At 59.5% G+C, this 12,981-nt stretch carries 11 protein-coding genes; 5 read left to right on the top strand and 6 right to left on the bottom strand.

All coding sequences use genetic code 11. The annotated features are described in order from the left end of the window. The first annotated feature begins 72 nt into the window (after positions 1–72). A complete protein-coding gene (locus AC0L2R_RS17590) occupies positions 73–966 on the top strand; it encodes a LysR family transcriptional regulator (protein ID WP_473510480.1) in 894 nt (297 codons plus the stop codon). Positions 967–1,009: 43 nt separating this feature from the next. Here the strand turns inward: AC0L2R_RS17590 and AC0L2R_RS17595 are convergent, their stop codons facing one another. Beyond that, positions 1,010–1,441 carry a VOC family protein gene (locus tag AC0L2R_RS17595; RefSeq protein WP_473510682.1) on the bottom strand — a complete coding sequence of 144 codons (432 nt, stop codon included), beginning with the start codon at positions 1,439–1,441 and terminating at the stop codon, positions 1,010–1,012. Positions 1,442–1,663: 222 nt separating this feature from the next. Here AC0L2R_RS17595 and AC0L2R_RS17600 point away from each other — a divergent pair, with 222 nt between their 5' ends. The 3 genes from AC0L2R_RS17600 to galE all read left to right on the top strand — a co-directional run bounded on the left by AC0L2R_RS17600 (position 1,664) and on the right by galE (position 5,172). Next, positions 1,664–2,866, top strand: coding sequence for an MFS transporter (locus AC0L2R_RS17600; protein ID WP_473510482.1), 1,203 nt, complete (start codon positions 1,664–1,666; stop codon positions 2,864–2,866). Between the two features lie 360 nt (positions 2,867–3,226). Continuing rightward, on the top strand, positions 3,227–4,201 hold the full coding sequence (locus tag AC0L2R_RS17605) for a UDP-glucuronic acid decarboxylase family protein (protein WP_473510483.1): 975 nt from the start codon (positions 3,227–3,229) through the stop codon (positions 4,199–4,201). After that, positions 4,198–5,172 (top strand): UDP-glucose 4-epimerase GalE, encoded by a 975-nt coding sequence (gene galE, locus AC0L2R_RS17610; RefSeq protein WP_473510485.1) that lies wholly within the window; start codon positions 4,198–4,200, stop codon positions 5,170–5,172. The genes AC0L2R_RS17605 and galE overlap by 4 nt, the downstream gene beginning before the upstream one ends. Positions 5,173–5,410: 238 nt before the next feature. On the opposite strand, the gene AC0L2R_RS17615 is transcribed toward galE, so the two are convergent. The 5 genes from AC0L2R_RS17615 to AC0L2R_RS17635 all read right to left on the bottom strand — a co-directional run bounded on the left by AC0L2R_RS17615 (position 5,411) and on the right by AC0L2R_RS17635 (position 11,370). Beyond that, positions 5,411–6,646 (bottom strand): ABC transporter ATP-binding protein, encoded by a 1,236-nt coding sequence (locus AC0L2R_RS17615; RefSeq protein ID WP_473510487.1) that lies wholly within the window; start codon positions 6,644–6,646, stop codon positions 5,411–5,413. Between the two features lie 5 nt (positions 6,647–6,651). Further along, positions 6,652–8,280, bottom strand: coding sequence for a glycosyltransferase family 2 protein (locus tag AC0L2R_RS17620; RefSeq protein ID WP_473510489.1), 1,629 nt, complete (start codon positions 8,278–8,280; stop codon positions 6,652–6,654). 240 nt (positions 8,281–8,520) lie between these two features. Further along, positions 8,521–9,471 (bottom strand): glycosyltransferase family 2 protein, encoded by a 951-nt coding sequence (locus tag AC0L2R_RS17625; protein WP_473510490.1) that lies wholly within the window; start codon positions 9,469–9,471, stop codon positions 8,521–8,523. Positions 9,472–9,553: 82 nt separating this feature from the next. Continuing rightward, positions 9,554–10,399, bottom strand: a complete 846-nt coding sequence (locus AC0L2R_RS17630; protein ID WP_473510491.1) for an ABC transporter permease — start codon at positions 10,397–10,399, stop codon at positions 9,554–9,556. Further along, positions 10,399–11,370 (bottom strand): polysaccharide deacetylase family protein, encoded by a 972-nt coding sequence (locus AC0L2R_RS17635; RefSeq protein WP_473510493.1) that lies wholly within the window; start codon positions 11,368–11,370, stop codon positions 10,399–10,401. Before AC0L2R_RS17635 ends, AC0L2R_RS17630 begins: the two co-directional genes overlap by 1 nt. A gap of 369 nt (positions 11,371–11,739) precedes the next feature. Here AC0L2R_RS17635 and AC0L2R_RS17640 point away from each other — a divergent pair, with 369 nt between their 5' ends. Continuing rightward, positions 11,740–12,876 carry a glycosyltransferase family 2 protein gene (locus tag AC0L2R_RS17640; RefSeq protein ID WP_473510495.1) on the top strand — a complete coding sequence of 379 codons (1,137 nt, stop codon included), beginning with the start codon at positions 11,740–11,742 and terminating at the stop codon, positions 12,874–12,876. Positions 12,877–12,981 lie beyond the last annotated feature (105 nt).

The raw sequence follows: 12,981 nt of genomic DNA on the forward strand, positions 1-12,981 counted from the left end.
CGGTATTTAATGGTGATCGGATAGCGTATTTAGGATCACCTCGATCGGTTCTTTCGTGCCTGGAATTCTTGAATGACCACCATCCTCGAAAAGACCGCCGGTCTCGTCGCCTTCGTGCGCACGGTCGATGCCGGCTCGTTCCATGCCGCCAGCCGGCTGGTCGGCTCCAGCCCGTCGGCGGTGTCGAAGAGCGTGGCGCGGCTCGAGCGGCGGCTGGGCGTGCGGCTGATCCAGCGCTCGACGCGCCGGCTGGCACTGACCGGCGAAGGCCTCGCCTATTACGAGCGGGTCGCGCCTTTGCTCAGAGCGCTGGACGATGCCGAGGACATCGTCCAGATGGCGGATACCGCGCGCGGCCTGCTGCGCGTCACGGCATCCGTCGAACTCGGGCGCGGCCTGATTGCCTCATGGGCACAAGCATTCCTGGCGCAGCACGGCGAACTGAAACTCGAGCTCAGCGTCACCGACCGTCACGCCGACCTGATCCGCGAAGGTTATGATGTAGCGGTGCGCATGGGGACGCTGTCGGACACCGGGCTCATCGCGCGCAAAATCGCCAATCTGCCGGTCGTGCTGGTGGCCTCGCCGGCCTATGTCGAACGGCGCGGCCGGCCGGCATCGGTCGAGGCGTTGCAGAGCCACGACTCCGTCCGCTATCACATGGCCGGGCGGCCTTATCCGGTCACCTTCGCCGACGGCGCGGTGATCGTGCCGAACGGGCGGCTCGATACGGACGACGGCGGCGCCATCCGGCAAGCGGCGCTGGCCGGAGCCGGCATCGCGCATCTGATGCAGTTTGCCGTGCAGGACGATCTCGACACCGGCCGTCTGGTCCGCATTCTGCCCGAGGTGGCGATGCCGACTATGCCGGTGCACATCGTCCATGCGTACGGGCGCCAGCTACCGGTCCGCGCCCGGCTGTTCGTCGACTTCCTGGCGAACCAGATGGCGGCGCTGACACGATAGGATAGGTCGGGACAGCGTCCGCCGTCGATCCATCACCCGGTCATTAGAACGTAATCTTCACCGAGGGGACGCTGCGGTTGGCCGGCCCGTGAAAGACGGCCTCGATGTTGTTGCCGTCGGGATCGAGCAGGAAGGCGGCATAGTAGCCGGGATGGTAGTGCTGCCGCTCACCCGGCGCGCCGTTGTCCGCGCCGCCGGCGTCGAGGCCGGCTCTGTAGAAGGCGTCGACCATCGCGCGGTCCTTGGCCTGGAAGGCAAGGTGGTGGCGGCCCGTCAGTTGTCCGCTGGCCGCAGGGCTGTCGATGCTGGAGACGAACAGCTCGTCGGCCCAGAAATAATCCTCGGCGCTGCCGCCGATGGGAACATCGAGCACCTTGAAAACCGCCTCGTAGAAGCGCCGGCTTGCCTTGAGATCGCTGACCACCAACTGGACGTGGTCGATGAGACGGCCGCGATGAAGTTCCATGCCTGACAGCTCCTGATCGCCAGGTTGGAAATCTAGCTCAGGACGGGGCACGGTCAATGCAATGGAGCAATCGGGTGGCAAGGAGCAATCGAGTGGCGCGATTTCGCGACTGGATAAAAAATGCAACCGGATTGTAGGATTCGAAATGTCGGCATCGTCCTTCGGACGCAAGCGTTGTGACGAAGTTCGAACGAAGTCGCGCCGTGTCCAAACGATCTCGGGAGAAAAAGCATGAGCCTTTCCTATCGTTGGGTCATCGTCGCGGCTGGCGCCCTGATGACCTGCGTCGCCCTCGGGGCGATGTTCTCGCTGGCGATCTTCCTCGAACCGATGGCGCTCGACACGGATTGGTCGCGCGCCGGCATATCGAGCGCGATGACGCTGAACTTCCTGGTGATGGGTCTCGGCGGTTTCGCCTGGGGCGCCATTTACGATCGCTACGGCGCTCGCATCGTGGTGATGACAGGGGCGGTGCTGCTCGGGCTGGCGCTGGTGCTGGCCAGCCGCACCGGCTCGCTGCTTGTCTTCCAGATCACCTATGGCGTGCTCGTCGGCCTCGCGGCAAGCGCCTTCTTCGCGCCGATGATCGCGCTGACCGCCGCTTGGTTCGACACCAATCGCAGCTTGGCCGTTTCCTTGGTCTCGGCGGGCATGGGCGTGGCGCCGATGACGATCTCGCCCTTCGCGCAATGGCTGATCACGGCCTATGACTGGCGCACCGCCATGTTCGTCATTGGCGTCGCGGCATGGGCGCTGCTGGTGCCGGCCGCCTTGCTGGTGCGCCAGCCGCCCAAGCCTGCCGCTGAAGACGCCGCCGCCGATATTGCCGCCAACGATACCGGCATGTCGGTTCCACAGGCGCTGCGCTCGCCGCAATTCATCGTTTTGGCACTGACCTTCTTTGCCTGCTGCGCGGCGCATTCCGGACCGATCTTTCACATGGTCAGCTATGCCATGCTGTGCGGCATAGCGCCGATGGCGGCGGTCAGCATCTACAGCATCGAGGGCCTGGCGGGCTTAGGCGGCAGGCTTCTATACGGCGTGCTTGCCGACCGGCTGGGGGTCAAGCCGGTGCTGATTACCGGTCTGGCGATACAGTCCGTGGTCATTGCAGCCTATCTTGCGGTCAGCGAGCTTGGTCAATTCTACACGCTCGCCGTCATCTTCGGCGCCACCTATGGCGGCGTGATGCCGCTCTATGCGGTGCTGGCGCGCGAATATTTCGGCCAGCGCATCCTCGGCACGGTGTTTGGTGCCGTCACCATGCTGTCCAGCATCGGCATGGCCTTCGGCCCCCTCGCCGGCGGCATGGTGTTCGATGCCTATGCCAGCTATTCCTGGCTGTTCATCGGCTCGGCCCTTGTCGGGCTCGGCGCGGTGGCGGTGGCGATCGCCTTCCCGCGGCTGTCGCGCAGGGAGTTGCAACCGGCGTAGGGGTTGGGCGAAGAGTACGCAGGGGGTCGACAGTGGACATCGAGCATGTTCAGCTTTTGACCCCCAGTCTCGAGGCGTTCATCGGCGGTGATAGTAGACCCATCTCCCTTAATAACAATCGATCATGCTGCGGCGCAGCGCGTTCACGTCCAAATGCCGATTCCCGGCAAGGCGACGTTCGGACGAAACCGTCAAAACGGACGAACGAATGGTTTTTTTCGCGGTATTCTTGCGCACATCTCACGCGACTATTTCAGGTCCGTTAACATTTTGTGTTTTCGGCGCAGCATTTTTTTCCTATCCTCGCCCTGGGGCTTTGCGCATTCGATTGCGTGAAGAACTGGCGTGAGGATCCCAAACATGCAGCAGGCAAAGCGAGTCTTGGTGACAGGGGGCGCAGGTTTTTTGGGATCGTTCCTATGCGAGCGGTTGCTTGCTGAAGGCCACGAGGTTGTATGCGTCGACAATTTCTTCACAGGAAGTCGGAGAAACGTCTCGCATTTGCTCGACAACAAATCCTTTGAGATCATTCGTCACGACGTGACATTTCCGCTCTACGTAGAAGTTGATGAAATATACAACCTTGCTTGCCCGGCAAGCCCGGTTCACTATCAGTTCGATCCGGTCCAGACGACAAAGACCAATGTCCATGGGGCGATCAATATGCTGGGACTCGCCAAGCGGGTTCGCGCAAAGATCCTTCAGGCGTCCACGTCTGAAGTCTACGGAGATCCCGAGATTCACCCGCAGACCGAGGACTATTGGGGCAGGGTAAACCCGATAGGTCCCCGTTCCTGTTACGACGAAGGCAAGCGGTGTGCCGAAACCCTGTTTTTCGACTATTGGCGGCAGAACAGGCTGCGGATCAAGGTAGCGCGCATCTTCAACACTTACGGTCCGAGGATGCGTCCGGACGACGGCCGCGTCATTTCCAATTTCATCATGCAGGCACTGCAAAACAAGCCAATAACCGTGTACGGCACCGGCCAGCAGACACGCTCATTTTGCTACGTCAATGATCTCATCGACGGTTTGGTTCGCCTGATGCACACGGGCGACGATGTTACCGGTCCAATGAATCTCGGCAACCCGGTCGAATTCACGATGCTCGAACTTGCCAATCTCGTGATCGAACTTACTGGAAGCCGATCCGAGATCAGGTTTTTACCTTTGCCCGTCGATGACCCAAGGCAGCGGCAGCCCGACATCGGGTATGCCTTGCGCGAGCTCAATTGGAAGCCAGGAATCGCATTGCGCGACGGTCTCGCCACGACCATTGCCTATTTCGAAGACTTGGTCTCATCGGGATATGCTCGGTCCGCTGCAGCCGAATGAAAACAGTGTTGGTCACTGGCGGGGCGGGCTATATCGGCTCACACTGTTGCAAGGCATTCGCCGGTGCCGGTTGGTCGGTCATTGCGTATGACAACCTCTCGCGCGGCTGGCGCGACGCGGTCAAATGGGGACCGCTTGTCGAGGGCGATATTTGCGACGCTGCAGCGGTGGCAGCAGCGCTGCACCAGTATCGGCCGGATGTGGTGGCGCATTTCGCCGCTTACGCCTATGTCGGCGAGTCCGTCGAGCGCCCGGAGCTCTACTACCGAAACAACAGTTTTGGGACGCTGGTCCTGCTCGAGGAAATGCTGAAGGCCGGCGTCGACAAGCTGATCTTTTCGAGCACCTGCGCGTCTTACGGCATCCCCGTTCGTTCTCCGATTGATGAAACGCATCCGCAGTCGCCCATCAATCCCTATGGGTGGTCGAAATTCATCATAGAACGAATGGTCGACAATTTTTCGGATGCCCATGGCCTCAACGCGGTTGTGCTGCGGTATTTCAATGCGGCCGGATGTGATCCCGACGGCGAGGTCGGTGAGCGGCATGAACCGGAAACGCATGTCATTCCGCTCGCTATCGAGGCGGCGGTCAGGTCGGGCCGGGTTTTTACCATTAATGGCACCGACTTCGACACGAGGGACGGAACCGCGGTGCGGGACTATGTCCACGTCACCGATCTCGCCCGTGCGCACGTTCTGGCGGGGGAGAAGCTTCTGCGCGATCCGGGAGTCCATGTTTACAATCTCGGCACCGGAACCGGAACGACGGTGAACGAGTTGGTCGATGCGGTGAGCCGGGCGTCGGGAACGCGCCTTCCCGTGGCCTACGGTCCGCGCAGGGCAGGTGACCCGCCTGCGCTTGTCGCCGCGGCAGGCAAGGCGACCCGGGAACTCGGCTGGATGCCTGAGCAATCCGGAATCGACCGGATCGTCGAAACGGCGCTGGCCTGGTATCGCCGCCGTTTGTGACGATCTTTCTTGCGGAAGAGCCCTACCGCCTGGTCAGCAAGCAATCGAGAGCGGCGGCAACTGCGGCAAGCGAGAAATTTTCCGCTATCCGTTTTCGCGATGCCTGACCGAGGTGTTCCCGCATGCCCGGGCTGTCCTTCAGTCTTTGCAGGGCGCGCGATTGCAGCGTTGCGGCCGCGCGGTCGACGGATTGAACTACATCGAAGATTTATTCGCCAGGACGTCTCTCCACGCGCCTTCAATCCACCTTAAGCAACTGGGCAGAATGCGACAGTCGCACAATCCCGTGCTCTTTCAGATATGGCCAATAGGCGTCATTGACTGTTGCTGCAACAACGTCGAACGTTAGCAAGTTCTCGCTGGCGAGGTCCGGGTCATCCTCTCCCCACGCATAGAGAGCCGCTCCAGCGCTATAAGTGCCAGGCAACAATCCCAACGATCGCACGCTGAATACGACCTTAGCCTGCCCAACTATGTCAAATTGACCAACACCTTCCGCGAGGCTTTCGAGCACAGAGATCAAGTTGCCTTCCTGATCAAAGATCTGGATATGGACCACGCTTCGGTGAAACGAATTCCTCGCGCCCAGCTTCAGCACAAAATCGTAATCGCCGCCAAACTTGAGCTGGCTGCAGCGCTCGCGCGTACCCGGATACACAATAGCCACTTGCATCCAGAGGTCATCATCGCCAACGCGCTCGGATCCGTTGCTGCTCGAGGCGGTGTTCGACAAGTACGCATCGATGATCGATGATGCCTCGCCAAAATCCTTCAGAAGGCCGCCGTCCAGATAAATCGCTTTTGTGCAATGCTGCCGAACCATGGCCATGTTGTGGCTCACGAACAGCACGGTCCGACCTTCACCCGCGACGTTCTTCATCGTGCCGAGACATTTCCTTTGAAATTCAGCATCGCCGACAGCAAGCACCTCGTCGACGACGAGAATCTCCGGCTCCAGATGAGCAGCGATCGCGAAGGCAAGCCGAACGTACATGCCGGACGAATAACGCTTGACCGGCGTTTCGAGAAAGCTGCCGATATCGGCAAATTTGATGATCCGGTCTAGCTTACGCTTGATCTCGGCCTTACTCATGCCGAGGATCGCGCCGTTGAGGTAGATGTTCTCGATCCCGTCGAGATCCGGATGGAATCCGGCCCCTACCTCCAGCAAGCTTCCGATCCGGCCTCGCATCACTGCCTCGCCCTCATCCGGAGCCGTGATCGAGGTCAAAACCTTGAGCAGCGTGGTCTTTCCCGAGCCGTTGCGTCCGATGATACCGCACACGGTGCCAGTCGGAACGGAAAAAGTGATGTTCTTGATGGCAAAGAATTCGTTGAGGGAAGCTTTGGCTTCCCGCGAGCGCAGACGCGCGACAAGTTGTTCGACCTCCTCACGCAATGAGCTCACGCCGATCGCGCCGCGCCGGTAGCGCTTGGAAAGTCCTCGGACCTCAACGGCTGGCAATTCTGTCATCGATCTCAAGCCGTAACATTTGCGGTTCGACTGCCGGGTTGATCCGCGGTCAGCCCGTCCTTCACGACGCGCGCCGTGACAACGATAGGAAAGGCGGTATCCCGGACGTCGAGCTTCTGGTCAGAAACTTCTTCCTTGGCGAGTCCCTGGAGAAAACAGACTGCCGCAAAGACGTTGCCGTGGGTTTCGAGCGCCATGTTCGCCGTGCTGAAGGATTTCGCAAGCAACTTCGCCAACGCCGCCTGCGTCAATGACCAGAACCACGTGCTGCCCCACTCGCCGCGATCGACCGGGGTGATGCCAGGAACAGTTAGCAGCAGCACGCCCCCGGGCTTGAGCGCTTCGGCCAGTGCAGCGACCGCGGCCGACATGTCGAAGATCAGATGAAGTGTTTGCGTGAGTATGATGCAGTCGAAGGCGTTTGACGGCAGCACTCCGGCATGCGACAGGTCGCCTATGATGGTCGCGTTTGGATCATCGGGATCAACATGCAGCACGTCGCTCTTGACGACATGAGCACCGCCAAAATGCATCGTGTAGCTGTTGTCGCCGATTTCCAGCACACGGCCATGTATGTCGGCCGCATTCAATTGTAGGAAGTTCTCGATATAATACCGATCTATTGGCTTGCCGCGATCATATCCAAATGAGTGGCTGATCGGCATCGTGCGTGCGAAATCCCCAAACCGCACCGAACCGACGCGCGGAGCCCGCCAATCAGCGCCGGAAGCTCCGAGCAGCCGTTGCACATGCCTGCCGACCTTGCGTGTTATCTTAAATGCCGCCGTTTGCAGCGTGATCGGCGGCGACATCTGCAACGCCTGCCGCAGCATGCGCATCGCTTTGGCGGGTTCGGCGCGGATCGCGCGCAAGGCATCAGTAGTCACCTCTCCGGTATAATAGGTCTTCCAGAACCGCCTACCATCGCGGACTGCAAGACGCACATCGTCGTCAACCGGACCTGCCAACTGCTTGTCAAGCACCGACAATGCTGCAGCGAGCATCATCGATCGATTCTTAGACATGTTGTCGCGGTGCATGCGATACTCGGCGACGACATCGTCGTGCGTTACGATCGAACCGCGCCGGGCGATTCGCAAGAATAGCTCATAGTCTTCGCAGGACCGCATTGAAACGTCGAACCCGCCCATGGCCGCGAGCCTCTCCCGCCGATAAACCACGGTCGCATGCATCGCAATGAAGTTTCCCGTCCGCAGTAGCTGAAGATAAGGATCTTCAACAAGCGCGATGTGATGCTTGTCTGACTCGATCGCACCCCTTCCATTGATGAAGCGATGAGCTCCGTAAGCGAAAACCGCATCTGGATGCGCATCCAGCACTCGCACGCCCGTCTCCATGGCAATCGGAAGGAGACGATCATCCGCGTCCAGAAAGGTGATGTAATCGGATCTGGAAGCCGCCAGTCCAGTGTTTCGGGCGGACGCGAGCCCGCAATTGTCCTGCCTGATCAGGCGCACGCCTGGATGACGCTCGACAACCGATGCCGGATTGTCGGTGGATCCGTCGTCGACGACAATAATTTCATCCGTCGGCCGGCTTTGACGAAGACAGCTCTGAATGGCGTCCTCGAGAAAGCGAGTGTGGTTGTAAGTTGTTATGACGACTGCGATCATGAAACAGCCAAATTCTCCTTAGCTTCGCAGAGAGGCAACGGCTGGTGTTCGTTGCCAGAAATCGAACGCGACCTTAGGCCTCACAAACAGAATTTTGGCACAGAAATGCTGGAGACTCGTCAGTTTTAGCACGTCGCTCCCAGCGAGGCGATGCGACTTGTCATTCACGTAGAACGGTATCGTTAATATCAGAAGTCTCAGGCTCGGTCGCGATCCAATCCGCGCCACCGGTCCCGGCCACTACCTCCGTGCTCTCGTCAGCAGCCCGAACACCTTCGACAGGATGCGACGTGGCGTCAGCCGCCGAGCGAACCGGCGTCCGGCGTCGATGGCGAGGTCAAATCTATCGCGAAGTGTCAGGGGCCGACGCTGGGCTGGATAGCGCGCAAATGCGAAGCGGAGCGCCCGCTGCAACTTCGGCGTCATCAATCCCGAGGCCGACGCATGCATCTCAACCCATTCGAGGAAGCCAATGCGAGCCGCATGCGGGCGCAGTCGATCGTAGATGCCGGAAGCAGTCGCTTTGGCCGATGTCGAATCGAGGTGCTGCCTGTATCGGCCGGTGGGCGTGGATGTCACGAATACCGGATAGCGCAACAGCAGCTTCACTAGAAGGGTCTGGTCTTCGTAGAGCTCGAACGCCTCATCGAAGCCGCCCACCGCTACCAAAGCTTCGCGGCGAACCATGATCGAGCAGATGCACGGCACATGAGCCCGCTGGCGCACGATGACCTGGTCGAGCAGGTCGGGCGGCATGTGCAGACGGTCCGATTGGCGTGGCATCGAGTCGGTCCAGTTCCTGTGCGGCTCTTCGGGGAACCACCACAGGGTCGGTCCGTAAAGGACCTTGGCGCGAGGATGCGCATCAAAGATCGCAAGTTCCGTCTCGAATTTTTCCGGCTCAAATATATCGTCGCCATCCAGGAACGTGAAGAACATGCCCGACGCGGCCGCGATTCCGGCATTGCGCGCCGCGGCGGCGCCGCGACGCTGGCCGTTCGATCGAATGAAACGGATTCGCGGATCGCCGGTTGCTGCAGCCACCGCGATTGCAACGCTGCCGTCGAATGAACCGTCGTCAATGAGAAGCATTTCCCAGTCGGTGAAGGTTTGCGCGCGCACGCTTTCGATCGCGTCCGGAAGAAACCGCTCGACATTGAGGAAAGGCGTGATGACGGAGATCAATGGCATCGGCGTCGTGCCCATTGTGCAGAATGCGCGGCGGCCGACGAAAGGCGACCTTCTACGGGGCCGCAAGGGTTGTTATTGCTCTTCACAGCATGTCCATGGCCGTTCGTTCGACGCGTTGAAAGATCACGATGCCGATGAACAGCACAACCGAGGTCGTGACAAGCGCTGCAGCGATTTGTGGCGCACCGACTGCCGAGGTGCCGAAGAAGCACCAGCGCCCTTCATCAATTATGACAGCGAGCGGATTCAGAAATCCGGTCAGCGTTCGGTACTGCTCGGGAATAGCCGAAAAAGGAAAGATGATCGGCGTCACGAACAGCCAGATCTGAATCAAGAACGGAGTCATATGAGCTGTATCGCGGTACTTCGCGGTCGACGCCCCTAGACAAAGCCCAACAGCCAACGAGAAGGCCGCGACCTGGATGATCACCAGCGGAAAGAACGCGAGGCGCCACGACAACCCGTCCACTTTTCCTGTCAGTTGGTACCAGAGCAAGAAGGCAAATGCGACGCCAAGCTGGATCGCCAGGGCCACACCGTTCGACAGCAGCGACGACACGGGAACGACAAGTCGCGGGAAGTAGATCTTGCTGAAGAGATGACCGTTAGCAATGAAGACCTGGCTCGCGGTGGAGACGACTTGGGAAAAATACGACCACAGCACCAGTGCCGTCAGATAAAAGATTGGCGCCGGATGGCCACCGGTTGAAATGCCCGCGATACCGCTGATGGCGGTGGTCAAGGCTGCGGTAAGCGCGAGGGGCTGCAGGATCAGCCAAGCCGGACCAAGCAAGGTCTGCTTGTAGCGGACTTTGATGTCGCGCATCGCGAACAGGAGCAGCAGATCGCGATAGCGCCACAGGTGCCAGAAATCGAGGTCAAACCAACCGCGTCGAGGCGTGATAATGGTAGTCTGCTGTGCGTTCATCAGAACAGATTATCCTCGATTTTTCGCAAGAATTCGTCCCCTGACCAGTTGCCGACATACAATCGAGGTAAACGCAGCACGTCTGCCTTGGGCGCAACGCACCCGGCGCGCGTCGTGCATGCGAACTCAAATCCCGCTTCCCTGACGGCAGATACCGACAGAGCGTCATGATCTCCGAATGGATATGCAAAAGAAAGGACGCGTTTTCCGGTCATTTGCTCACAGGCCGAACGGCCGTCGACGATCTCGCGAAGCTGGGTCGCGAAGGAATGGGCCGGAAGCGTGGGATGACTGACAGTATGACCGCCGATCGTGATCAGGTCATCATTGATGTCATCAACTTCGGCGGGAGTCATAATGCAGTGCTCTGGCCTGGCGTCGAGACCAACGCCCGCCCATTTCGCAATGTCTTCGACGTGTGCGTTCTGACGCTCATACGGCAGCGTTCGGAGCACCGACCATACCTCCCGGTAGACTTTGTCACGGCCGGCCTGATCCACCATCTTTGGGATAAGCCAGTGATGCCTGCCTCCCTCGATCGTGATGTCGAGTTGTTCAGGCAGTTCAGGCGTCTCAAGACAGATGCGCGTGAGCGCATCCCACCAGAATTCCCTGCCGCTTCCGATTGCTCCGGTCGCAACAAACAGCGTCATCGGGCAGTCATGACGCTGCAGGATCGGGCGAGCGTTGCTGTAGACGTCGTGATAGCCGTCATCAAACGTGACAACCGCAAGCGGTTTGCCTGGCTTTCCCCGTGCGATGACATCAAACAGCTCATGCAAATGCACCACCCGCCGGCTCCGCGTCAGCGCTTCGATTTGTTCGTCGAACCTCGCCGGATGGACGGCCAGGCTCCACGGATCGACGGCGACGTCTGCAACGCGATGGTACATCAGTATGATGGGAGCACGGCGCAGGCTTCGACGCCGCACCAGCCGACCAAGCTGCAGGAGAACTCGCGGGATCACCATCGGTCTCCCGCCGCAGGAACGGTAAAAACCGCGCTCATGTCCGATCGCGGATGCCATCTCGATCGGCAGAAGCGCGATACATGTGGGTATTCAAGCATATAGCTGATGGCAATAAGCCCATGAGGCCACGGGCACGGATGTGAGCGAAATGAAAGGAAGCATGAAAGGCATCCACAGTTTGGGCGGATTAAAACCAGCATATTAGCACATGTCGCCGCCGTAAGTGCGAATGACCGGGCGAATTCTCAGACGTTGAAGTAGCCGTAGGGAGAGGCGGCTTGATACTCTCCCGCTCGAGCATGCTAGTATTTGGGCCGGTGGCGCTCCCGTCTTTCTTTCACCTTCATCAAAAGCAGGCTTTTTTTCGATATGCAACCCGCAGTTTCCGTCATCATTCCTGCCTACAACGCGGAAAAGACCATCCGACACACCCTTCAGTCGGCCGCCTCGCAAACTTTAAAACAGCTAGAGATCATAGTGGTCGATGACGGGTCGACCGACCGGACCGCTGAGATCGTCGAGGCATTTGCAACCAGTGATCCGCGTATTTCTCTTCTGAGACAGCAGAACCAAGGGGTTGCTGTCGCCAGAAACCTGGCAATTCATGCGGCGAAGGGTGAATTTATAGCGCCACTTGATGCGGATGATGTGTGGCACCCGACAAAGCTGGAAAAGCAGCACAGCCTCTTTCAGTCGCGGCCGTCTCTCGGCCTTGTCTACGCATGGTATCGCGTCATCGATGATGATGATTGGGTGATCGAATGCTCCCCGCCAACTCTCGCTCGCGGGGACGTCCACAACTGGCTGCTGGTTGAGAATTTTATCGGCAATGCAAGTTCACCGCTAGTCAGGCGATCAGTTCTTACGGCAACCGGGGGATACGACCCGTCGCTCAGAGCCGCAGGCGCCCAAGGAGCCGAAGACTTGCAGATGCAGCTCAACATTGCCGCGATCTGCGATTATGATGTCGTTCCCGAGTATCTGATTGGTTACCGGCGATCACTATCTTCCATGTCGACCAGGTATGTCGTCATGCTGAAATCGCACCGGATCGTCCTTGAAACAGTCCGCACGCGACATCCCAGGCTAGCGTCTTTCTTGTTTCGTTGGTCCGATGGCGTGGCCTCAGCGTATTACGGCACCGAAGCCGCCCGCACGTCGCCGGGCGCGGCCATCGGCCCGCTTGTCCATGCAACATGGACAGATCCGGCCGCGCTGTTTCATGTCTTCGCAAAGCCGTCCGCACAAGCCCTGCGACGGCGGCTGCGTCGCTTTGTGCCGAGACTGCTTGCCGTTGAACAGCGCATGGTTCCAACCTCACCGCATTCCATCTGTACCTCCGGGAGTTTTTTCGACGCCGATCCGACCTTCATCTGCCAGCCAGTTCCTCCGGAGTGGCTTCGAAGGCGAGTCGAGGTGGCCCTCAAGACGCCGACGCCGCGCCAGCTTCGCGCGTCGGGTCCGAGGAGTATTGATCCGTCCGCTCTCGTCGAAGACGGCGCTTAGGTCTTAAGCACGAGGTGCGACCTTCGAGAACCGCCGCAGCCAGACCAAGTCCGACGATGGTCGGCCCGGCCTATGCAGGCGCTGCCGCCAAGCGGATGAGGCGCC

It is taken from the genome of Mesorhizobium sp. WSM4820, from assembly GCF_055811075.1.